This window comes from Neobacillus sp. PS3-12, from assembly GCF_030915385.1.
Lineage (GTDB): Bacteria > Bacillota > Bacilli > Bacillales > Cytobacillaceae > JAEVLT01.
In genome coordinates this window covers 2,136,871-2,159,425 of record NZ_CP133268.1, presented here as the reverse complement: position 1 = coordinate 2,159,425, position 22,555 = coordinate 2,136,871, and the positions used below count along the sequence as shown (strand labels likewise).

General features: G+C 41.5%; 24 protein-coding genes and 2 pseudogenes. 24 read left to right on the top strand and 2 right to left on the bottom strand.

Going from position 1 to position 22,555, the window contains the following annotated elements; translation table 11 throughout:
- Positions 1 to 139: 139 nt before the first annotated feature.
- From RCG17_RS10990 to RCG17_RS10910, 17 genes and pseudogenes are all read left to right on the top strand, one after another.
- Complete coding sequence (locus tag RCG17_RS10990) at positions 140 to 1,978, top strand: BglG family transcription antiterminator (RefSeq protein WP_308175195.1); 1,839 nt, start codon at positions 140 to 142, stop codon at positions 1,976 to 1,978.
- A gap of 14 nt (positions 1,979 to 1,992) precedes the next feature.
- Positions 1,993 to 3,108 carry an amidohydrolase/deacetylase family metallohydrolase gene (locus RCG17_RS10985; protein WP_308175194.1) on the top strand — a complete coding sequence of 372 codons (1,116 nt, stop codon included), beginning with the start codon at positions 1,993 to 1,995 and terminating at the stop codon, positions 3,106 to 3,108.
- Positions 3,101 to 3,442, top strand: a complete 342-nt coding sequence (locus RCG17_RS10980; protein WP_308175193.1) for a PRD domain-containing protein — start codon at positions 3,101 to 3,103, stop codon at positions 3,440 to 3,442. The genes RCG17_RS10985 and RCG17_RS10980 overlap by 8 nt, the downstream gene beginning before the upstream one ends.
- A 19-nt stretch (positions 3,443 to 3,461) precedes the next feature.
- Complete coding sequence (locus tag RCG17_RS10975) at positions 3,462 to 3,821, top strand: SFCGS family glycine-rich protein (protein WP_308175192.1); 360 nt, start codon at positions 3,462 to 3,464, stop codon at positions 3,819 to 3,821.
- Between the two features lie 7 nt (positions 3,822 to 3,828).
- A complete protein-coding gene (locus RCG17_RS10970; protein ID WP_308175191.1) occupies positions 3,829 to 4,173 on the top strand; it encodes a DUF4312 family protein in 345 nt (114 codons plus the stop codon).
- 15 nt (positions 4,174 to 4,188) lie between these two features.
- The gene (locus RCG17_RS10965; RefSeq protein WP_308175190.1) at positions 4,189 to 4,977 is read left to right on the top strand and encodes a DUF4311 domain-containing protein; all 789 of its coding nucleotides are present in this window, start codon (positions 4,189 to 4,191) and stop codon (positions 4,975 to 4,977) included.
- The gene (locus tag RCG17_RS10960) at positions 4,977 to 5,672 is read left to right on the top strand and encodes a DUF4310 family protein (RefSeq protein WP_308175189.1); all 696 of its coding nucleotides are present in this window, start codon (positions 4,977 to 4,979) and stop codon (positions 5,670 to 5,672) included. The genes RCG17_RS10965 and RCG17_RS10960 overlap by 1 nt, the downstream gene beginning before the upstream one ends.
- Positions 5,673 to 5,684: 12 nt before the next feature.
- On the top strand, positions 5,685 to 6,791 hold the full coding sequence (locus RCG17_RS10955; RefSeq protein ID WP_308175188.1) for a DgaE family pyridoxal phosphate-dependent ammonia lyase: 1,107 nt from the start codon (positions 5,685 to 5,687) through the stop codon (positions 6,789 to 6,791).
- Positions 6,733 to 7,511 (top strand): annotated as a pseudogene (locus tag RCG17_RS28325) (KDGP aldolase). The gene RCG17_RS10955 and the pseudogene RCG17_RS28325 overlap by 59 nt, the downstream one beginning before the upstream one ends.
- Before the next feature lie 75 nt (positions 7,512 to 7,586).
- Positions 7,587 to 8,048 carry an HAD family hydrolase gene (locus RCG17_RS10940; RefSeq protein WP_308175186.1) on the top strand — a complete coding sequence of 154 codons (462 nt, stop codon included), beginning with the start codon at positions 7,587 to 7,589 and terminating at the stop codon, positions 8,046 to 8,048.
- Positions 7,996 to 8,229, top strand: coding sequence for an HAD family hydrolase (locus RCG17_RS28320; protein WP_374120918.1), 234 nt, complete (start codon positions 7,996 to 7,998; stop codon positions 8,227 to 8,229). The genes RCG17_RS10940 and RCG17_RS28320 overlap by 53 nt, the downstream gene beginning before the upstream one ends.
- Before the next feature lie 360 nt (positions 8,230 to 8,589).
- The gene (locus RCG17_RS10935; protein ID WP_308175185.1) at positions 8,590 to 9,282 is read left to right on the top strand and encodes a response regulator transcription factor; all 693 of its coding nucleotides are present in this window, start codon (positions 8,590 to 8,592) and stop codon (positions 9,280 to 9,282) included.
- 23 nt (positions 9,283 to 9,305) lie between these two features.
- Positions 9,306 to 10,310, top strand: a complete 1,005-nt coding sequence (locus RCG17_RS10930) for a sensor histidine kinase (protein ID WP_308175815.1) — start codon at positions 9,306 to 9,308, stop codon at positions 10,308 to 10,310.
- A 116-nt stretch (positions 10,311 to 10,426) separates the two neighbouring features.
- On the top strand, positions 10,427 to 11,188 hold the full coding sequence (locus tag RCG17_RS10925; RefSeq protein ID WP_308175184.1) for an ABC transporter ATP-binding protein: 762 nt from the start codon (positions 10,427 to 10,429) through the stop codon (positions 11,186 to 11,188).
- The gene (locus RCG17_RS10920; protein WP_308175183.1) at positions 11,178 to 13,124 is read left to right on the top strand and encodes an FtsX-like permease family protein; all 1,947 of its coding nucleotides are present in this window, start codon (positions 11,178 to 11,180) and stop codon (positions 13,122 to 13,124) included. Before RCG17_RS10925 ends, RCG17_RS10920 begins: the two co-directional genes overlap by 11 nt.
- Before the next feature lie 219 nt (positions 13,125 to 13,343).
- Positions 13,344 to 14,192: a transporter substrate-binding domain-containing protein gene (locus RCG17_RS10915; RefSeq protein WP_308175182.1), complete on the top strand. Its 849-nt coding sequence runs from the start codon at positions 13,344 to 13,346 to the stop codon at positions 14,190 to 14,192.
- 18 nt (positions 14,193 to 14,210) lie between these two features.
- Complete coding sequence (locus RCG17_RS10910; RefSeq protein ID WP_308175181.1) at positions 14,211 to 14,885, top strand: amino acid ABC transporter permease; 675 nt, start codon at positions 14,211 to 14,213, stop codon at positions 14,883 to 14,885.
- 209 nt (positions 14,886 to 15,094) lie between these two features.
- Here RCG17_RS10910 and RCG17_RS10905 read toward each other — a convergent pair whose 3' ends face one another.
- Positions 15,095 to 15,220 (bottom strand): hypothetical protein, encoded by a 126-nt coding sequence (locus RCG17_RS10905; RefSeq protein WP_308175180.1) that lies wholly within the window; start codon positions 15,218 to 15,220, stop codon positions 15,095 to 15,097.
- Between the two features lie 91 nt (positions 15,221 to 15,311).
- Here RCG17_RS10905 and RCG17_RS10900 point away from each other — a divergent pair, with 91 nt between their 5' ends.
- The 4 genes and pseudogenes from RCG17_RS10900 to RCG17_RS10885 all read left to right on the top strand — a co-directional run bounded on the left by RCG17_RS10900 (position 15,312) and on the right by RCG17_RS10885 (position 17,131).
- Positions 15,312 to 15,677, top strand: a complete 366-nt coding sequence (locus RCG17_RS10900; RefSeq protein ID WP_308175179.1) for a MerR family transcriptional regulator — start codon at positions 15,312 to 15,314, stop codon at positions 15,675 to 15,677.
- Between the two features lie 35 nt (positions 15,678 to 15,712).
- Positions 15,713 to 16,239: pseudogene (locus RCG17_RS10895) on the top strand (N-acetyltransferase family protein).
- Positions 16,240 to 16,505: 266 nt separating this feature from the next.
- Complete coding sequence (locus RCG17_RS10890) at positions 16,506 to 16,667, top strand: hypothetical protein (RefSeq protein WP_308175178.1); 162 nt, start codon at positions 16,506 to 16,508, stop codon at positions 16,665 to 16,667.
- Positions 16,655 to 17,131 (top strand): EcsC family protein, encoded by a 477-nt coding sequence (locus RCG17_RS10885; RefSeq protein ID WP_308175814.1) that lies wholly within the window; start codon positions 16,655 to 16,657, stop codon positions 17,129 to 17,131. The genes RCG17_RS10890 and RCG17_RS10885 overlap by 13 nt, the downstream gene beginning before the upstream one ends.
- A gap of 281 nt (positions 17,132 to 17,412) precedes the next feature.
- Here the strand turns inward: RCG17_RS10885 and RCG17_RS10880 are convergent, their stop codons facing one another.
- On the bottom strand, positions 17,413 to 18,210 hold the full coding sequence (locus RCG17_RS10880; RefSeq protein WP_308175177.1) for an AIM24 family protein: 798 nt from the start codon (positions 18,208 to 18,210) through the stop codon (positions 17,413 to 17,415).
- Positions 18,211 to 18,670: 460 nt separating this feature from the next.
- On the opposite strand from RCG17_RS10880, the gene RCG17_RS10875 reads away from it, so the two are divergent.
- The 3 genes from RCG17_RS10875 (at position 18,671) to RCG17_RS10865 (ending at position 22,248) form a co-directional block, all read left to right on the top strand.
- Complete coding sequence (locus tag RCG17_RS10875; protein WP_308175176.1) at positions 18,671 to 19,858, top strand: two-component system sensor histidine kinase NtrB; 1,188 nt, start codon at positions 18,671 to 18,673, stop codon at positions 19,856 to 19,858.
- A 422-nt stretch (positions 19,859 to 20,280) separates the two neighbouring features.
- The gene (locus RCG17_RS10870) at positions 20,281 to 21,408 is read left to right on the top strand and encodes an acyl-CoA dehydrogenase family protein (protein WP_308175175.1); all 1,128 of its coding nucleotides are present in this window, start codon (positions 20,281 to 20,283) and stop codon (positions 21,406 to 21,408) included.
- 15 nt (positions 21,409 to 21,423) lie between these two features.
- Positions 21,424 to 22,248 (top strand): phosphate/phosphite/phosphonate ABC transporter substrate-binding protein, encoded by an 825-nt coding sequence (locus RCG17_RS10865; protein WP_308175174.1) that lies wholly within the window; start codon positions 21,424 to 21,426, stop codon positions 22,246 to 22,248.
- Positions 22,249 to 22,555: the final 307 nt, after the last annotated feature.

The window sequence follows — 22,555 nt, the reverse complement described above, 5'->3', positions numbered from 1 at the left end:
ATTTAAAATATTTGAAGTTAAACAATAAAATACTTCCCTAAGTCGAGGGAAGGTATTTGGTCTTTAAAGGATATTCATTTATTACTACAATAAATATGTAAACGATTTCAACTCCAACTACATGTAGAGCGGTGAGTTTATGCTAACTGAAAGAGAACTTAAGATTGCAACCAAACTTTTGGAATCAAGGGTGCCTATTACAACTAAAGAGTTGTCAGAGGATTTTAATATTAGTACCAGAACGATTAAAAATGATCTCAGCCAAGTAAGAGATTGGTTCAAAGCCCATCAAATGGAGGTTGACTCACAACCAGGCAAAGGGATTTGGGTAAATGGCGATGAAGAGACACGGAGTCAGGCCTTAAATGAAATTTTGGGAAACGAGCGTCAAAATCAGATTCCCGATCCGAATTTTCGTCTGAGGAAAATTTTGTTGATGCTGTTGCTGAAAGATGAATATCTGACGGCGGCGGAATTCGCCGACAGTCTCCTGGTGAGCCGGAATACCATTTTAAATGATATGAACCTGGTGGATGAGTTTGTTGCTCCCTGGAAAATCAAGCTCGAGAGGGCAAGGCGCAGAGGGTACAGGCTTGTCGGGGAGGAACTTCATCTCCGATTATTGCTTGAACACCTGATTTATTCAGGCCTGACGAATTACGATATCTATCAAATGATGACCATGATTACCAATCATGAGCAGGTGGACGGACAGGGACTTTTGATCGAACATTCCTTGCTTCCCTTCTATACCGTTGCCGTCAAACATTTAAGTCAATTATATCGGACTGAGGTTTCCGATCTGTTTCAGCAATCAGATCTGATCGCACTTTTAATCCGGGTTACGGTTTCGATTAAGCGGTTAATTTTGGGAGAGGCATTAAAAGGTTACCGGGTTTTGAATAAGAAACATTATACAGACAATATTTCGCTGTTTGTTCTTTCCTTTATGGAGGGTGTCTTTTCCGAATTGGAATTGCCGCTATTGGAAAACGAGTTCCTTTATATCTCTGGGGAAATTAAGACGGAGAAAAACGGAATTGATTTAATTCAGGTTACAAACGGTATTATCGGCTATGTTGGAGAACTGGAAGGCATTGAATATCGGAGAGACCCGAGACTTTTCAGCAACTTGTTTGCCCATCTGTCACTCCGTCTGCAAAGAGGCATGTTTAATATGGTGGAAGATAATCCGTTTGCCGATGAGATCAAGCATCATTACCCGAAACTTTTTGAACATGTTTTGAAAGCATGCGAGAAATTCTTGGGAGCATCCGTAATGGCTAATCAGGAATATTTTGTATCCTTTATTACCCTGCATTTTTTGGCATCGTTTGAAAATACGTTTACCAAATGGGCAAAAGTTCGGGCCTTATATGTCTGCTCCACAGGCAGAGGGGTTGCAAGGCTGATTAAAAGCCGGGTGGAAAAAGAAATCCGTGAAATCGACCTGGTGGGCCATTGCTCCATGATGAAGGTAGAAGAATTATGCAAAAAAGAGAACGTCGACCTGATTATCAGTGTTTTTCCGATAAAAGCGGAAATACAGGTCATCGTGGTGGATGCCATTCCGTCCAAACATGATATTCAAAAGATTCGTGAAACGGTAGACAGGTTGATGAAAAAACATCCACGGTCTCAGTCCAATTCACTTTTTGAGGAGCAGAACCCGTTGGATGAAGATAGTGAGGATATCAGCCAGGAGATTATTTTAAAAGGATTTGAAGTGCAACAGGAAATCCTCTCGGAGTTTCGGGAAGACATTATGGAAGCAAGGCTGCAGGCCCTGCAACTTCACATATTCTTAATGGTTCACCGATACTACTTTGATAAGCAATATGACGACTTCATGTTTAACGGCCATTCAATCTCGGAGAAAAATAAGCAACACTTGAGGGAAATCAAAAAGATTCTTGACGAAAAGGAATTGCCTGTTCATGAATCAGAGCTTATCGCCTTATTACAATATTTTAAGTAAAGGGAAGTGGGAAGATGTCTGACTATGCAATAGTAGAAAATGGTCTTGTGATTGATCCTGAGAAAGGCAGGATTGAAAAGCAAGACATTGGAATCATCGATGGCAAACTTGCTGCGATTGAGGAAGTGCTTGCGAAAGGAGAAAATATCCAGCGTATTGACGCTTACGGGTGCTATGTTGCTCCGGGGTTTATCGATCTTCATGTCCATGTTTTTAAAGATGTAACATACCTCGGGATAGAAGCAGACCGCGTTGGAGTCGAACAGGGCGTCACCACCATTGTCGATGCCGGCAGTGCGGGATATAGCAACTATGGTGTTTTTAAGGAAAACGTTGTTAGCAAGAGCAAAACGGAAGTTCTGTGCTTCTTGAATATTTCTCATGTGGGCTTAAGCACCTGGAAATCAGAACTGGCGGATCCCTCCAACCTGATGACAGTGGAAGAGGCAGCGGACATTTTTGCTCGTGAACCCAACCTGGTTGGGTTCAAGGCGCGAATGAGTTCATCGGTTGTGAAAGAGCAGGGGATTGCACCGCTTAAACATGCCAGGATGCTCGCAAATGCCATTGATGTACCGATTATGGTCCATATCGGAAACCCGCCTCCTTATTTACAGGAAGTGTTTCCGCTGCTTCGAAAAGGGGATATTGTCACCCATGCCTTTCACGGGAAAAAGCATGGCATTTTAAACGAGGATCGCACCTTAATTCCTGAAGCAGAAGATGCATTGGCACGAGGAGTACTCTTTGATGTCGGCCACGGAACGTCCAGTTTCAGCTTTGACACCATTCGAAAATTCAAAGAACGATACTCGACACCGTTTTCTATTAGTACCGATATTTATTTGGGGAATTATCAAAAACCAGTTGGCAGCCTAATGCTGACCATGTCCAAATTCATGCAACTAGGATTTTCACTTGAAGAGGTGGTCCAGGCTGTCACCATCAGGGCTGCACAGAGAATCGGGCTTACGGAACAAGGTACGCTGAAATCCGGAACCCGTGCCGATCTGACCATATTCCGAATCGTGGAGGAACCAACAACGCTGACTGATTCAGAAGGTGTTTCGATTCTGGCAGATCGAGTACTTCAGCCAAAAATGACGATTAAGGATGGAAGGGTTGTGTAAAACAATTGAATACCACAGATATAGAAAGATTACTAGAAAGGAGCGGGACGCGGAAACATGTAAGGAACTGATCCAATTCACTCGGGAGCTTTTGGAGGAACAAGAGATCCACTTGAGCGACTCCCAGTTATTATCCCTTACATCGCACCTTTCCGCGATGGTCTACCGTTCCATTAACAATGAACAGTTGGCACCGATTGATAAAGTTCTGTTTTCCGAGGTATCAGAAGAGTCCATCGAATTGGCAGCCAAAATTTGCGGCAGGCTTAAGGGCTTACAGGATGATGAGAAATACCTGTTATCCATTCATTTTGAGTCAGCAAAGATGTGTTAATAAACAAGGAGGAATTTAAATGAGTCAAGTAGTGGTAGTGATTGGCGACCGTTTGGGCAAAGGCCAGAATGTAGCGAAAGGAGTAGAAGCAGCCGGCGGGAAAGCTATTCTGATCAAAGGCATGGGCGCCGATATGAAACTTGGAGATGTTATGAAAACGGAAAATGCCGATATCGGAATTTCCTTCTGCGGAAGCGGCGGTGCTGGAGCTATTACCGCTCAATCCAAATACGGTTATCCTTGCCAGTATGGCATGCGCTCCATTGAGGAAGGCCTGACGGCTCTTCGCGCAGGAAAGCGGGCACTTGGATTTGGATTTATGGATAAAGAGGAGTTAGGAAAGAGGATCACCGAAGCATACGCAAAAATAAAAGGGTGAGGCGAATATGAAGAAAACTTTTCAAACAACCGTTGAGATTGACGGGATTGGCAATTCAAAGGAACAAGCGATTAACAAGGCATTGGGCAAGATTCAACAGAAGGTCATGTCCTCCTATAAAGGCTTGATTCTCCGGATTGAACCCGAGGATATCCGAGTTGTCGAAGCAAAAGAAACAACGTACACCGAGCGCTTTCTATTTTTCTTTTTCCCAAGGAAAAGAACCACATACAAGGTTGTCATGGAAATTGATGTTAACGTTTTTCTGCTGGAAACAGATCAAATTCAATTTGAAAAAACTGAGCAGCCCGAAACGTTCAAAACGATGATTCTGGGCAATCAGACTAAATAGTTAGGTGGTGGCCTTATGCATTTTGTAGAAATTTTATTTGAATCCATCATAATTGGGGCTTTGGTCGGCTTTGCCGTAGGCGCAGGTGCCGCGAGAATGTTCCACGCTCCAACCGTTCAAGGGATGGGCGCATTCCGTACACTTGGGGAATTGAACGCCTGCGCAGGTGACGCTGCTTCCCACTTTTCTTTCGGTCTTGGTTTCTTCTTTAACGCCTGGGCATCAGTGGTTGGTGCCGGTGCATTTACACAGGATGTGGATCATCGGATTATTCCAAACTGGTCGGCTGCTGTTCTTTTAAGAAAAGGCAAACGTCCTGAAGACACGCTGCACGATCCGAAAAAGATGGCAATCGCCGGTGCTATTATTGGCGCAATTGTGGTTGCTTTCCTGAACTCTACTGCTGCAGCGATTCCAAAATCTTTGCAGGATGTCGCCATTCAAGTTCTTGTTCCTGCTGCCAACTTGTTAATTAACCCTGTCATGCCGGTTATTTTCTGGCTGGCTGCACTTGATGCAGGAAAACGGTCCGGTCTTTGGGGAACCATTTTCGGCGGTGCTGCTCATCTCATCATGGGAAATGCCGTACCTGGGGTTGTACTTGGTATTTTAATTGGTAAAGGTGTCGATGAGGCCGGATGGTCTAAGGTAACCAAGATTCTATTTACATCTGTCATTCTGCTGTTTGTCTTGAGCGGTTTCTTCCGTGGCTTTGATGTCAGCCTGGTTAAAGGTTTCCATATGGGAATTCCAGGATGGTTAGTTGAACTTCATAAAATGATGGGTCTAGAGGTGAAAAAGTAATGATAGATAGACAATTTGTAGAAAGTCCGGATCAAAATCAACTTAATTTAAAAAGTTTTTGGTATGGAGACTGGGCCTTTCCGATTTTTGTGGCCTTTATTTCAGCAGGTATTTTTGCTGGGACCCATATGTATTACACATTCCATGTAGGTGCTTTTAACGACGTTGCCATTGTGGCAATGCTTGCGGCAGGAATGAAAGGCGGCGGGTATGGTGCAGCTGCAGCATTTGGCGCTAGCTTCTTATTTGCCCGTATTTTGGAAGGATCTCTTGTCGGGATCCTCGATATCGGTGGTTCCATCCAGACAGGTATTGGGATTGGTATTCCGGCATTGATGCTCGGAGCTGGGATTACGGCCCCGATTCAATCTTTCCCTCTTGCTTTAATCACAGGAGCGTTATTAGGTCTGATCACTGGTTATATCATTATTGGAATTCGTAAATTTACCGTCGGACAATCCGATTCCACTTTCGGAGCCGATATTATGATGGGTGCAGGAAATACATCCGGCCGTTTCCTTGGACCACTAATCATTCTTTCTGCTTGTACAGCATCTATACCGGTCGGCGTTGGTTCCGTGATCGGTGCAGCGATCTTCTATGCCTGGAAAAAGCCGATTGCTGGGGGAGCTATTTTAGGAGCCATGATTTTTGGAGCATTCTTCCCGATTCCAATTCCACCAATAGTAAAGTGAGGTTAATATAAAATGGGATTTTTTAAACAGCAAGGATTAAGAGAAATTATCAATGCAAGCGGAAAAATGACTGCTCTTGGTGCATCTGCCGTGAGGGATGAGATTGGGCAGGCATTGAAAGACGCATCACAGGATTATGTCGATATTGAAGAACTTTATGAATACGCAGGACAAGTGATTGCAGAAATAACAAGAGCCGAGGATGGCTGCCCGACCTGCGGCGCATCTGCCGGCATTGCCATTGCAACCGCCGCGGTCATTGCAGGGAAAAATCTTTCCCTGATTGAACGCATTCCGGATACGGAAGGCCTCCAAAATGAAATTATTGTTCAAAAAGGGCATGTTGTAAATTTTGGTGCAAGCATTGCCCAAATGATTCGAATTGGCGGCGGTAAAGTCGTCGAAGTCGGACAGGCCAATAAGGTACAAAAAGATCATATCGAAGAGGCTGTTAATGAAAAAACGGCTGCGATTTTCTATATTAAATCGCATCATGCCGTGCAAAAAGGGATGCAATCGATCGAAGCGATGCTGGATGTTGCCCATCGCCACAATCTGCCGCTCATTATCGATGCGGCTGCAGAAGAGGACTTCCAAAAATATATCAAAATGGGTGCAGATATCGTCATCTACAGCGGTGGTAAAGCACTGGAAGGACCAACCTCAGGGCTGATTTGCGGCAAAAAAGAACTGATGGAAGCCTGCAGAAAGCAGTACAAAGGTGTAGGACGCCCAATGAAGATCGGCAAGGAAGGAATGGCCGGCCTCATCACCGCATTAAAGCTGTATTCCTCCAAAACAAGCACAGCTGAGCTTCAATTGGAACGGATGACAAAACTATGCAATCGATTGAATGAATATGACGGGTTAACTTGCTCCATTAAACAAGATGAAGCGGGAAGAGAAATCTATCGTGCCCAAATCCAGGTGGATAAGATGAAGATCGGTTATTCAGCTATGGAGCTGCTCCATATGCTTAAATCCGGGAATCTGGCCATCTTCCTGCGCGATCACTATGCAAATATCGGCATTTTATCAGTGGATCCGCGTCCACTCTTAAATGGACAAGAGGATATTATTTCCGATGAGATCATCAAAATCATTACAAAGGAGAAGTAAATATATTATGAAACGCAATGTGATTTTTAACGTACTGGCAAAAGATGTAGAAAACGCCAAAGAAGTTACGGAAGTAGGTGGCGACCGGGTATTAATCGGCGTGATGGTGAAAAACTTCCCAACTGAGGAATCTGCTGTTCAACAAGTCAAAACCTATCAGGAGAATGGTGTTCGTGTATCAGTGGGACTTGGTGCAGCCGATCCTGCTATGTGGGAGAAAGTGGCTAATGTTGCGGCGCAAACCAAGCCGGCCCACATCAATCAGGTCTTTACTGCGGCAGGTTTAACGTTGGGCCGTTTAAAAGAGCTCGGGGAAAGCCCAATCATTAACGGAGTTATTGAACCTTCCAGAACCCGGGGCAAGTATTCATCTCTACAGGCCCTGTAAGTACTGACTATAAAGAAAAAGTATCCTGCAAAATGGCTGCTGCCATGCTCGCTGAGATCGGCGTTCAATCGGTGAAATTTTATCCGATCAAAGGAGAACAAAAACTTGACGAAGTTGCTGCTATGGCTAAAGCTGCTGCCAATGCCGGATTAAAGTACTTTGAACCAACCGGTGGAATCACAGTGGAGAATGTTCATAATATTGTTCAAACTTGTTTCGACAATGGAGTGGAAACGGTGATTCCTCACTTATATACTTCATTGATTGACAAACAAACAGGCAAGACAGAAATTTCTAAAATAAAGCAGTTATTGGAAATGAGTTGGGAGTAATCGACTGAAAATAGGGACTGCTGCAATGACATGTTTGCAGTAGTCTCTTTTTATTGTAAGGAGGTAAAGTAGCAGGTGCAAAAATTTGGGGTCATTTTCGATATGGACGGAGTCATTATTGACAGCGAACCGATATACAAGATGCTGAATAAAAAAATATTCAGGCAGTTGGGGCTTACGGTTGAGGAGGATGTACAACTCCAATACGTAGGGGTCACAAAGAGGACCAAATGGCAGATTTTAAAAGAGCATTACCATTTGGAGCAAAGCATTGATGAGTTGATTCAATTTCAAAATGGTATTTTTCACAATTATGAATGGAACTTTAAAAGTATTCTGTTTTCGGAGGTCATTCCGTTCCTCGGTAAACTTCAGGAATTGGGGGTCCCGTGTGCATTAGCGTCATCATCTGAAAGATTAAGAGTTAATGAGGTCCTGGAACAATGCGGCCTAAAAAGTTATTTTATAGTGACCATTGCAGGAGATGAAATTGATTCAGGGAAGCCGAATTCCGGAGATTTTTCTGACTGCAGCTAAAAAACTCAATCTTCCGCCTGAACATTGTTTGGTGGTGGAAGATTCCTATAATGGAATGGTAGCAGCCAAAAGGGCCAACATGTATGGAATCGGCATCAGGCATCAACATACCAGGTTAGATCTTTCCATCGCAGATCAGGTGGTAAATTCGCTGGCGGAAATTAAGTTGGAAAACTGTTGAATAATTCAAAAAGGAAGTTGATTAAAAGACCACCCGAAATTTGAGAAGTTTGATAGGTTCTATGATTTATGGGAATTCTAGTATGGAGATTTAACTAATATATTTATGAAATTTAAAAAGATTCAACCATTAGGAGGGGGCCTTAAAAAGTTTTATGCTTTTTGGGCAATCTTTTATTTTTTATGAGGAGCCATTTTTCAAATAAATGCTGGTGCCTGTGCCTACTTTTTTACTTGATATATATCCGCAACTTCCCTTAATATATCCACATCCCAAAAATCAGAACCATTTACCCAATAGCAGGAAAAAAATGATATGATCATATCGTATCTAGCTTACCGTTAAAAGAGGGTGAACGGGTTGTTTAAGTTTTTGCTGGTTGAGGATGATGTTACGCTGTTTAGTGAGTTAAAGGAGCGGCTGGAGGGCTGGTCGTATGAGGTGTTTGGGATTACGGACTTTAGCAGGGTTTTGCAGGAGTTTGCCGAAATCAATCCGGATTTGGTGATCATTGATATCCAGCTGCCGAAGTTCGATGGGTTTCATTGGTGTCGGATGATCCGCGCCCATTCCAATGTGCCGATTCTGTTTCTTTCATCCCGCGACCACCCCACTGATATGGTGATGGCTATGCAGCTTGGGGCAGATGATTTTGTTCAAAAGCCGTTCCATACCGATGTACTGATTGCCAAAATCCAGGCGATTCTTCGACGCGTCTATAATTACAATTCTGAGCAGCCTCTGCTGAAAACATGGTGCAGTGCGACGGTCGATTATCAGCAAAATACGGTAACGAATGACCTTGGATCCATTGAATTGACCAAAAATGAAATATTTATCTTAAAAAAATTGATCGAACAGAAAAATAAGATTGTCAGCCGTGAAGAGCTGATCAAAAGTCTCTGGGACGACGAACGTTTTGTCAGCGATAATACCTTAACCGTCAATGTCAATCGGCTTAGGAAGAAGCTCGATGAAATTGGATTGGGCCGCTTTATCGAAACAAAGGTCGGCCAAGGTTACATCGCTGTTGAAGAAGGAAACTCTTTATGATTGAACATGTTCGCAAAGAAAATATGATCAAGAACTTTTTAATCGAAAGGCGCAGCTGGATTCTGCTTTTTATCGGCCTGCAGGGCCTGCTGATATTTGTCGCCTATCTTGATGACGCCATCCCTTTGGGTCCGATCGTTTACATCGTTTTTCTATCAATGATTATTTTCATCTTTTTCCTATTCATCCGTTATCATAAGGAAACGAAATTCTATCGGAGCCTGTCAGAATGGGACAATACCCTGGATTTAACAAGCCTATCCCACGCTGAAAGACCCTTTGGAAAATTAATCGAAACCATCATCACCAACCAGACAATAAGGCTGAAACAGGATACATCGAAAAGCCAGATTGCCCTGGAAGAGGAAAAAGATGATCTGCTCACTTGGATCCATGAAGTAAAAACGCCATTGACATCGATGCACTTAATGATTGAAAGCATGAACGATGTGACGCTGAAAAATAAATTAACGGTGGAGTGGCTGCGAATTCACCATCTTCTTGACCAGCAGCTTCATCAAAAGCGCCTGCCGTTTATGGAGAATGACCTTTTTATTGAAAAAGTGGATTTAAAAGCCGTTGTCTTCAAGGAAATCAAGGATTTGCAATCCTGGTGCATCCAGAAAAACATTGGTTTTGATGTAGATTTAGAGGGAGATTCGGTGTTAAGTGACGGCAAATGGCTTGCGTTTATCATCAGGCAGCTATTGACAAATGCGGTCAAATACAGCGAAGTATCCGATATCCTGATCAAAAGTGACACTCAAAGTGATCAAACAAAACTGACCATTGAGGATTTTGGCAGAGGCATCGACCCCAAGGATTTGCCGCGTATTTTTGACAAAGGCTTTACCTCTACAGCGAACCACCAGGACCATTCAGCAACAGGCATGGGGCTATTTTTAGCAAAAAAAGCTGCAAAGCCACTGCTCATCAAGATCGATGTTTCCTCTACACTAGGAGAAGGAACAACCTTCACCTTAATTTTTCCAAAAAGAAATGACTTCACCAGGATCACACGCATGTGACAAAAATGTCACATGCGTTTCTTTTTTGTTCGGATAATCGAAGGAAAAAGCCGCTACCTGTTTTTATAATAAAGAAGACGAAATGCTAAAATGCAAAAGTAAGGAGTGTGCGAAAAATGCCAATTTTAGAAGCGGCAAAGATTCATAAATCCTATGGAAATAAATTTAATAGACAAGAAGTGCTTAAGGGCATTGATATAACGATTGAAAAAGGTGAGTTTGTTGGGATCATGGGGGCATCTGGTTCTGGAAAAACGACCTTGCTCAACGTTCTTTCTTCCATTGATAAAGTCAGCAACGGCTCGATCAAGATCGAGGGAAATGAAATGACCACAATGAAGGAGAAGCAGCTCGCTGAATTTCGGAAAAACCATTTAGGCTTTATTTTTCAGGAATATAACCTCTTGGACACCCTGACGGTGAAGGAAAATATCATCCTGCCGTTGTCGATTTCAAAAATGCCAAAGCAGGCAGCACTGCAGAAATTCCAGGTAGTCGCTGACGAACTCGGCATCTCTGACATAGCAGACAAGTATCCGAACGAAATATCAGGCGGCCAAAAACAGCGGACTTCTGCCGCACGTGCGTTTATCCATGAACCAAGCATTATTTTTGCTGATGAACCAACCGGGGCACTCGATTCCAAGTCGGCAGCTGATTTGTTAAACAAGTTGGGCCAATTAAATCAAAACCGCAACTCCACCATTGTCATGGTTACCCATGATCCCGTTGCCGCCAGCTTTTGCAGCCGGGTTATTTTTATTAAAGACGGCCAAGTTTATACCCAGCTGACAAAGGGCGAGCAATCGAGGCAGACATTTTTCAATGACATCATGAAAACGCAGGGTGTGCTGAGCGGGGTGCAGTATGAGCATTAATCAGCTTATCCTCCGCAACCTGAAAAAGAATGTAACAAACTATTATCTCTATGTGTTTGCGTTAATCTTTAGCACCGCGCTTTATTTTGCGTTCGTGACCTTGCAATATGACCCATCCATGGATGCGGTGAAAGGGACAATCAAAGGAGCTGCCGCAATGAAAGCAGGCTCCATCCTGCTGGTCGCCATTGTTACCATCTTTTTGCTTTATGCCAATAGCATTTTTCTCAAGCGGCGCAGCAAAGAGTTTGGTTTATTTCAGCTAATCGGGATGACGAAAAATCGGATTTTCCGCATCCTCAGCACCGAAAACTTTATTCTTTATTTCGGTTCACTACTGGTCGGAATCTTGATTGGATTCTCCGTTTCGAAGCTCTTGATTATGATTCTGTATAAAATTACAACCGTGAATGCGATTGCCACATTACATTTTTCTGCGAAGGCACTCGTTCAAACGCTTGTTGTTTTTGGTGCGATCTTTGTTTTGATCCTGGCAGTAAATTATATTTTTATGAAAAAGCAAAGCATTTTAGCGTTATTTCGCGTCTTGTCATCAACGGAGAGTAAGGCGAAAAAAATATCATGGTTGGAAATCGCCATCGGGATTGCCGGCATTGTACTGATCGCCCTTGGCTACTATATCTCGTCAAAATTGTTTGCAGGTGACATCACCACAAACTCTGTATTACTGGGTTCAATGATCTTTATCTTGGCATCGGTCATCATTGGAACCTATTTATTTTACAAAGGATCGGTTCAATTTCTCTTTTTTATGATCCGAAAAAAGAAGGATGGGTATCTAACGATTAAAGAGGTTTTATCCCTTTCTTCGATCATGTTTCGGATTAAATCCAATGCGTTATTATTGACCATCATTACGACCGTGTCCGCTTTGGCGATTGGATTATTGTCGCTGAGCTATATCGCCTACTATTCTGCGGAAAAAACAGCGGAGCAAGAGGTGCCCGACCATTTTTCCTTCATGGACACACATGATGCAGCGAAATTTGAACAAGCCTTGAAGGCCAAGCAAATTGGTTACAGTGAAAAAATAATTGATGTGGTTCAAGCAAAGGCCAACTTACAGCACATTGCGGTTCCAAGTAAGTTAGCACAAAAAGCCCTGCAGAATGCGACGACGATGGCCGTTATCAGTGACAAAGACGTTGAAGGGGTAGATGTTCGTCCGGGAGAAGCACTCTTTACAGGTTTAAGTAATAGTCAGGAAAAGTTTATGCCGCTGAAAAGTTCTGGGAGTATGGAATTATCAGGGAAGAAGGAGCGATTTCCGCTTTCCTTTGCAGGACAAAGAAAGGTGTACATTCTTTCCTGGTATTTTACCAATGGAAGTTTTCCGGCAGCTATTGTGGATGAAACCACGTTCGACCGCTTGAAAAAGGATAAAGATCCAAAGCTGCAGCGGGGTTCTTCATTGTATATCGGGATTAATATCAATAAGGATGCAGATGTAGAAAAAGCAAATGCTATTTTTAAAAAGGTGAAGTTTAATCGGGACAATGTCCAAGATTCACAGCTGGCACTGAGCACCAAGCAAAAGAAAAATATTGGACTTTTGATGTTTATCGTCGGTTTTCTAGGATTAACCTTTTTGGTGACCTCAGGTTGCATTCTCTATTTTAAACAAATGGGTGAAGGCGAAGAGGAGAAGCCAAACTACACCATCCTGAGGAAACTTGGTTTCACGCAGGGAGATCTTCTGAGAGGAATCCAGGCAAAACAGCTGTTTAGCTTCGGCATCCCGCTGGTTGTCGGACTGTCCCACAGCTATTTCGCCGTCCAATCCGGATGGTTCTTCTTCGGCGCAGAACTTTGGACACCGATGATTGCTGTCATGATCGTATACACAGCACTCTATTCCATCTTCGGTCTCCTCTCCATTCGTTACTATAAAAAATTAATAGAAGAAGCGCTTTAGAAAAATCGGAGAGGACAGAGTTGACCTCTCCGATTTTTTAGCTCAAAGAAAAAAAGCAATTATTGACCATTATCAATTTTTCGAAAGGGATAATGGGATAAAGTAAAGATGCCCGATAAGAGTTCCCCGACTCCTTTAGGTAAAGAATTAAACATTATCATAGAGGAACATAGCCCCCCCTGGTTATGTTCCCAATTACTTTCATTTAGGAGAAGAAACATGAAAAAATATGGTTTCATTTATCTTTTAAGTTTCATATTACTCGTGGCCCTGGCAGGATGCGGTCAAACAACAACGAAAAAAAAGACAACAACCGCCTGGGACAAAATTAAAAATAAAGGCACACTTGTGGTCGCTACTTCAGGTACATTATATCCAACTTCCTATCATGAAGATAAAACCAATAACTTAACAGGGTATGATGTAGAGGTCGCAAAAGAGGTGGCAAAACGATTACATCTGAAGGTTCAATTTAAAGAAATGGGTTTTGATGGTATGCTTCCAAGCCTTGAATCCGGTATGGTCGATCTTGCTGCCAATGACATTGGTGTGACGAAGGAAAGAGAGAAATCTTTTGATTTTAGTAAACCCTATAAATTTTCTTTTGGCTCGATGCTTGTGAGGAAAGCGGACCAGTCTGGAATTCATAGTTTTGCAGATTTAAAAGGGAAAAAGGCAGCTGGGGCAGCAACCTCTATTTTTAGCGAAATTGCGAAACAAAATGGAGCTCAAATTGTGACTTACGGTAATGTCGCAAATGATGTTTATCTTCGTGATGTTGCACTAGGCCGTACAGATGTTATTTTAAATGACTATTATTTACAATCCATTGCTGTAAAAATGATGCCGCAGTTCAACTTAGAAATTAATCCAAATCTATTTTATATGCCAAGCTATTCAGCCCTTGTCACAAAGAAGGGGAATAATGAACTAATCAGTAAAGTTAATAGTGCTCTTGATGAGATGAAAAAAGATGGTACACTGTCGAAACTTTCTAAAGAGTTCTTTGTAGGCATGGATGTAACTAAAAAACCGAATGTGAAGTTTGTCAATGTGAATGTAAAATAAGCAAAAGGTGATCGAACCTTGGATTGGAAACATTTCTTTAACCTACATCTAGCCATTGATAGCTTCCCGTTTGTGATTCGGGGCATTGGCTATACCTTATTCATTTCAATCGTAAGCATGGGGGCAGGATTAATTATTGGTTTTTTCCTTTGTCTTGCCCGCAGTTCTTCAGCTAAATTCCTAAGATGGCCTGCAAGGCTGTATATTTCGTTTATGCGGGGAATCCCTATGCTTGCATTACTTTTTATTTTATATTTTGGATTACCTGTTATTGGAATCCAACTATCGGCCTTAACATCAGCCATGATTGGCTTTAGTATTAATAGTGCGGCTTATATTGCTGAGGTCCAGCGAGCATCACTGAATAGTATTTCGAAAGGCCAATGGGATGCAGGCTATGCGATCGGGTTAACCTATTGGCAGAATCTATATCGAATCATCATTCCGCAAGCAGCAAGGATTGCCATTCCTCCCTTATTAAATATTTTTTTAGATCTGGTGAAAGCTTCATCATTAGCAGCTGTCATTTCTGTTCCAGAGGTCCTGTATAATGCGCAGATTGTTGCAGGAAGAACCTATGACTCTATTACCTTATATTTATTAGCGGCTCTCATTTACTGGGGGATTTGTATACTCATTTCCATGATCACAGAGCAAGTGGAAAAACGGTTTTCGCAATTTAATAGGTTGTGAGTGTCATTGCAGGAGAATTGCGATTCTTCCCGTTCTCTGGAAAAATGAATGGGCACGGGTAGAATAAGTAGTGTATTCTGCCTGTTCTCCGAAAAAGTGAACGAGTTCGAGAAGAATCATATAGCTGACTATAAGAAAGAGGCTGGCAGAAACCAGGCCTCTTTCTTATAGTGATGAAACTTTTTCCACATGATCAGAGCTACTCTCACCTAATCAAGATCTCTCCCCAAAATCAGTTTACGCTCTTCAAAAATTCCCTTTGCTACAAGCTGACCGCCTTCACCATCTACTTCCATAAGTTTTTCCCAACCACGCTGGTAACGTTCGTTACTCATCTCATCTACCTCCTAAAAATGATCTTGAACCAATGCTACACTTTAGAGTGCACTCGAAAGCAACCCCATTTTTTGTGATATAATGAATTTTATGGAAAATATATTTACTATTCAGCAAATTTCAAAGATGACAGGGCTAACCGTGCACACCTTGCGTTATTACGAAAAAGTTGGCTTACTTAATGAGGTAAACCGAGATAAAAATGGCTATCGCCAGTTTTCGGAAGCTGATATTTCCTGGATCCATTTTTTAATCCGTCTAAGGGTAACAGGGATGTCGGTCACAGACATGAAACGATTTTCCGACCTGCGCAGTCAAGGTGAATCCACAATAAGCGCAAGACGAGAATTATTAGAAGTGCATCAACATAAAGTCCTTGAAGAAATTAAAGCGTTGAAGGATAACTTGTCGGAGATTGAAAAAAAGATTGATTACTATAAAGAGATGGAGGAATAAATAGATATTAAAAAATAAATGGGGGGGGGATTGTGATGGCGGATGAAGTGCAAATCGAACAAATATACAAAATAGATGAACATCTGGATGAATTTTCAGAACTGCTCAAACAGGTAGTAGAGGACGGTGCATCGATTGGATTTTTACCTCCATTGGACCTTTCAGAGGCTAAAAAATACTGGGGAAACATACTAAAACAAGAAGTGATTCTATTTGCTGCCAGGCTCAACAACAAACTAGTAGGTAGTGTCCAGTTGCATTTATGCACAAAAGAAAATGGAATTCATCGAGCTGAAATCGCCAAATTAATGACGCATCCACTACACCGAAAAAAGGGGATTGGTAGATCCCTCATGCAAAAGGTGGAGGAGCAAGCGGTCCTCGAGGGCAGGTCACTGCTGCTTCTTGATACAAGAGAAGGGGACCCTTCCAATTCCCTTTATACCTCATTAGGCTACATCCAGGCCGACGGATCCCTGACTATGCAAAATCTCAAAATGGAAAATTGGATGCTACTATTATTTATTATAAAAAACTGAAAGATTCGCGGCAGGCAACATAAATATCGCTACCAGGCAAAATACAACCTGTCTTCATCACCTACTAAGGGCATCGGCCCTCGCCCCTCGTGTCGGTGTAATTGTTCGGATTATTTGTTGAAAAGACTGAAAGTAATTGATCCTTTATCCTCCATTGCCAATTTATAGGAATTAGGTCGGATAAATTCGTGGAAAATGATTGGGATATTTATCGTTAGTGGTAAAATTATAGTATATATTACTCATATTTTTCAAATAACCTATTAATTTCATCTTAGGGGAGATTATCTTGTCAACCAATAGTTTAACCGAAAGTAAAATGACTCAAGTATTGGATTGGGCTTACGAAAAGGCAGTTAATGGATTACCTGGGACTGATACAGCAGCAAAGTTAGCGGAAAACTATTTAAGTAAGCATTCTTCTGTTGAGGAAAAGCCATTGATAGCTTAATACGATGGCAAAATGCTAAAGGTATAACAAGTGGTTTTCTAACAGTATTAGGTGGTTTAATTACATTACCTGTGGCTATTCCGGCAAATGTTGCATCTGTTATGTACGTTCAAATTAGAATGATAGCTACTATTGCCAACATGAGAGGCTATGATTTAAAAGATGATCAAGTTAAAACCTTCGTATTTGTGTGTTTGACTGGACAGGCTGCTTCAGACATATTAAAACAAGCTGGCATTAAATTAGGGACTTCACTAGCTATACAAGTTATAAAAAAAATACCTGGAGAGGTAATAAAGGCGATTAATAAAGCAGTAGGAGTTAAACTTGTAACGAAATTTGGACAAAAGGGCATTGTAAATTTAGGAAAGGCTGTTCCTCTAATAGGTGGAGTAATTGGAGGGGCTGTTGATGGAATAGGGACTAATACCATTGGGAAGACAGCTAAGAAGGTATTTAGTTGACATAAATCTAAGTTGCATGGGAAGTGGAGTTTTATGCCATATCCATCAATAGTAACAACATTAGTTTGAGTGTCAGGCACCAATTTAAAATCCATAGATTCTTTCTGCTGATAAGCCATATATCCGCGAGATATTCATTCTTATCCGTACGTCATGTTTATAGTCAGTGGTTATGTGATAATCCTTTGACGATTGAGCGGCGGGGTGGGCACTAGCGTTCAAGGGTCTGTCCCCCGTTACTCTATCGTAATGGGGGACAGACCCCATTTTAATTTTACATTTTATTTTGATGGTGGCGTTGGGCTTAGGATATGACCTAACTTTTCATAAACAGGCAATGTTGGGGCGATAATGACTTTCCCCGTACCTCTAAATGTTTGAAGTAGACCTTCGCCGGATGCAACAGAACCGAAGATGCTTTTTGTTGATTTCTCAACTGTAAAGTCAATGTTTCCGAGTCGGAAAAGGGTGAAATTCCCGTCTACTTGAACCATTTCATTTTGAAGTTCAAACTCCACAAGTTCTTCTTCCGGAACAGGAATTTCAAATACGCAAAAACCGCTTCCAGATACTTTTGTTTGAAATAATCCTTCTCCACCTGCAATAGCAGAGGAAATGTTTTTCATTGCCTGAACAGAAACAGAAACACTTGATTCACAGCAGTAAAAAAGTCCTTTATCCGCAATGATTTCTTCATTATTTAGTTCAACGATCATATAGTGTTTGAAACTTGGTTCCAAGTAAATGATCCCGGTGCCTTGGTATTGTGGCTTAATCATGGATTCATTTGCTAGCACACTAGAGGCAATTCCTTTGAAAAAACCCTTTGCCCCATTTCCTCCTAAACTTTTTAATGCAATATTCCCTTTCATAAACTGCAAGGCACCGGATTCAGCGGTAAGGGAGCTGTTGTTAAGTGTGATTCTTACTTGTCTTAATTTTATGTTTGACCTTTGAGCAAAAAATAACTTTTCTGCAACAGAAAAATTATCATTCCCGCCTAAATTTTGATACTCCAAAACCTCAATTTTAATATTTGGATTTTCAACGAAACTAACCACTTTACTTCCTTCAGACATCGCATTTTCTCCTTATCACAAACCTTTTAATACTGAACAGCGTTCCATATTCCTCCAGTTACATCAATCACATCGCCCGTAGTAGAAACGGACAATGGTCAGGATAAGAATGTAACGAACTACATGAATTAATCCCTCTATAATTACTTTCTAGATAAGAAACGATTTTCCTTTTTGACTGTGAGAAGTACACCTAGACAAAAAATTACCCTCGAAAAATTTTCGAAGGCTAAAGATTAATATTATTAAAGGGGGTCAATGAAAAAGTTTCATTTTCCATGCTAGTATCATACCCCATTAACCTTAACAAATTATTAACTTGTAGTCAGACATCGAAAAAAGACATGGTATATTCGGGTAGGCGCTTTCCTTATTTTAAGGTAAACTTTAACTAATAGTTTAAGCAGAAATTTGTGTATAATTACTTGGATTACCATGAAAGATGAAATGGAGAGAAATAATGTTTTATCGCTTAATGTATTATATTGTCTTGCCTATTTATGTAGTATTTGTCATTTTTGCCTCGATTTCGTTAGAGAAGACTCAAAATACTTTTTTTATGATTGTAATTGGCCTTCTTTTTATAACCAGCATTTTTTTGGAAAGAATTTATACCCGCTTATTTTTGTTAATCGCATCTAGTGAAATCATTTCGTTACTATTGTTTCATTTCACCAGCCAACTGAATTGGTGTTACTCCATCTATATCATTTTACTTAGTAAATTTTTATTCCAAGTCAAGGGAGCCGTCAAGGGGATTTTTCTTGGTTTTGTTTTCATGATTTTTTACACCGCTATTCGAGCTACGTATTCCCCTGTAAATTCCTATAGCATATTTGGGGTTGGATCGGACTTCTTAACTTCAATAGCTGTAGTACTGATCATTCAGTACATTATTGAAATGGAGACGAAAAAAAATACCCTTATTGAAGAGAAGAAACGTGAAGAAATACAGCACAAAGAGGAAAAAGGGAAGCTAATAGCAGAAATGGCTGCTGGACTTGCCCATGAAATTAGAAACCCGTTGACGATCATTCAAGGGTTTCTGCAATATTCCAAAGAGGCTAATTATAATATACAGCCTTGGTATGATTTAATCTTTAGTGAAGTGAGCAGGATGAATAAATTAACGGTTGAATTCCTACAATTTTCAAAACCAGATGTCACTCAATACCAAGCGTATTCCATCCACGAGTGTTTAAAGAGAGTCATTTCCTTAACCAAATCCGAAGCCCACTGTTTAGGACATCAAATCGTATACACGGAGTATAATCCTGATCTTTTGGTGAAAATGGACTTCAATAAAATGGTACAGGTTTTTGTAAATTTAATTAACAATGCCATTCAGTCTATGGTTGAAAGTGGACATATTACGATTCGATTGTTCAAAGTGGGGAACTTAGCAGTTTGTGAGGTTCGCGATACGGGTGTGGGTATAGAAGGCGCAGACTTGAAAAAAATCTTTAATCCCTTCTTTACAACGAAATCTGAAGGAACGGGTCTGGGGCTACCCATATGTCAGAAAATTATTCAGGACCATGGGGGAACGATTGAGGTGAGTAGTACTCCGAAATATGGATCTATATTTACTATTAGTCTTCCTTTAGATGCTGGTGCAAGTTACGCTCTGGATTTTGCCAAAGATTAGTAGATGTTTAGTCTATAGGGCCTTCCTTTATAACCCGCTGCAAAAATAATATAGCGCGCTTGTATAGACTGGCCACTCTTTGTGAAAATAACCATTTTTTTCAGTTCTTCATTTAATGATGACCGTTCATTTCCGTATGTTCATATATATTCCCCTTTTCTTGCGGCGGACTTCAGTAGTGCATGGGTAAATCTGAACGGATGAGTGGAACTGCAGGAAATTCAACATAAAAGCGGTAAGGTAAAATCTGACGAAACCTATCAGTTTAATATTTTTCACTGGGAAGCCCGAGTAAGTTACGGGCTTCCTTTTCTTTTGGCCTGTATTTTTAAAAAATAATCCGCCAGTACACATAATATCAAATTAGCATAATAGATTTTTATAGGAAGTATAAAAAAAGCTAATACAAGGAGGCGCATATTTTGAACAATGTTTATCAAGAGGGCAAGGATTTTGCGAAGTCCTACATACTGCCTTTCACTGAAATGACTGATAAGGAGTCGAGATTTCCTGAAGAATCCTTCAAGAAGCTGGGTGAAAAGGGCTTTTTAAAACTCTTGATTCCTAAAGAATATGGTGGACTTGGCAAAGGTCTTGAAGAGCATGCCCAGGCTTGTCTGGCATTTGCGGAGGCCTGCTCCACAACAGCTCTTTGCTATATGATGCACAACGTTGCATTGATGTGCATTCAAACCCATGGAAGTGACGAACTTAAGCGGAGGATTTTTACAGATGTTATAGAGGATGGGAAATTCCTGGCGTTAGCCTACAGCGAATTCGGTAGTGGAACCCACTTTTATATTCCCGAAATGACAGCTAAGGTGAACGGGGACTACACAACTTTTACTGGAACAAAGAGCATGGTAACATCCGCCACCTATGCTTCCTACTATCTTGTTCTGGCACCATCTGTTGAAGAAGGAAAAATAAACAATTGGGTATTCCCGCTGGAAACAAGAGGTCTATCCTTCGACATGTCTAAATGGAATGGCCTGGGAATGAGGGGGAATTCGTCAGGTCCAATGCATATTGATCATGTCACTTTGGATTCATCTTTCCGCATTGGCGTAGAAGGCTCGGGCCAAGAGCAGGTATTCAACGTGGTCGCTCCATTCTTCGTCACAGGGCTGGGAGCCGTTTACAGCGGTACAGCCATGCATATGTTTGAAGTTGCCAGCAACCATGCTGTGGACCGGCAATATCCTGATGGAACTACCTTGGCGAATATTGAAACCATCCAGGTGCATATTGGAAATATCTATAAACATGCGGCAGCCGCTAGAGCGATCACTTTGGAAGCTGCGAGAGCAGGTGCGAACGGCGAAGCGGATGCCCTTGCAAAAATTTTAACGGCAAGGATCGTTGCCTCAGAAGCAGCAATCGAATGTGGAAGGCTGGCGATGAGAGTTGGCGGCGGGAAAGCTTACAATAAGTCCCTTCCTACGGAAAGGCTTTTGCGAGATGCCTATGCAGGTCAAATTATGGCTCCGAGTGCCGACGTTTTGGCTGTTTGGCTTGGAAAAGCATTAACAGGTCAAATGATTCCATAAAAAGGAGGGAGTTCAATGAGTAGAATTAAAGTGGGAGCTGTTATTTATGATCCAAAGGTTACGGTAATCTGGGGGATCATCGCTGATTTTTTTAAAAAAGAAGGGCTCGAAATTGAATGTACCTTCTATAAGGATTATGAACGACAGGTTGATGGTTTAATGAATAGGGAAATTGACATCGCTTGGAATTCGCCTCTGGCCTGGCTGGACGCTTATTTGCGAACTGATGGAAAATGCCAGATGGGTTCCATGAGAGATACGGACAGAGACAGAAAGACCTGCTTCATTGTAAGAAAAAATAGCGGTATCAAGGGTCTCGAGGGGCTAAGGGGCAAGACGATTGGCTTTGGAGCGATCGACTCTCCTCAAGCAAGATTGATCCCTATCAACCATTTGCATAAAAATGGACTTGAGTACGGTGGGGATTACAAGGAGAAAAGATTTGATATTGGCGTCGGCCTCCATGGAGACCACATCGGGGGAGAGCTGGATGCCATTCGGGCATTAATGGCGGGAACGGTAGATGCCTCTGTCACGCTGGATTTGAACTGGGACGCTTGGAAGAAGGATGGCACCATTGATGAAAATCAATTGGTATGCATCGATACAACGGACTCTTTTGACCACTGTATTTTCGTGGCTCATTCTGATTTTTCAACTGAAAGATTCAGAGAATGGCAGAAAGTGCTTCATAGAATGGATTATACCAATGAGTCCCATAAAAAGATGATGGATATGGAAGGTTTGAAGGAATGGGTGGATGGTAGAATCACAGGATTTCAGCAGTTGCGTGAGGCTAATGAATATTTGAGATTTTTTCATAAGACTAGTTTATTCTAAGGGGGCAATTAAGTAGAGAAGCGTGGTTTTTTCCATGCTTCTCTTTGGCTTTATTAAAGGACATTGTTGATTTTTTCACAAACTTATTGACGACCGAGGAGGCGGAAAAAATAGGCTTCACGGTAGCCAATAGAGCTTATAGACGACCGAGGAGGCGGAAAAAATAGGCTTCACGGTAGCCAATAGAGCTAATTGACGACCGAGATGGTGGAAAAGTAGGCTTCACGGTAGCCAATAGGGCTAATAGACGACCGAGAATGCCAAAAAAACAGGCGTCACGGTAGCCAATAAAATTTATTGACGACCG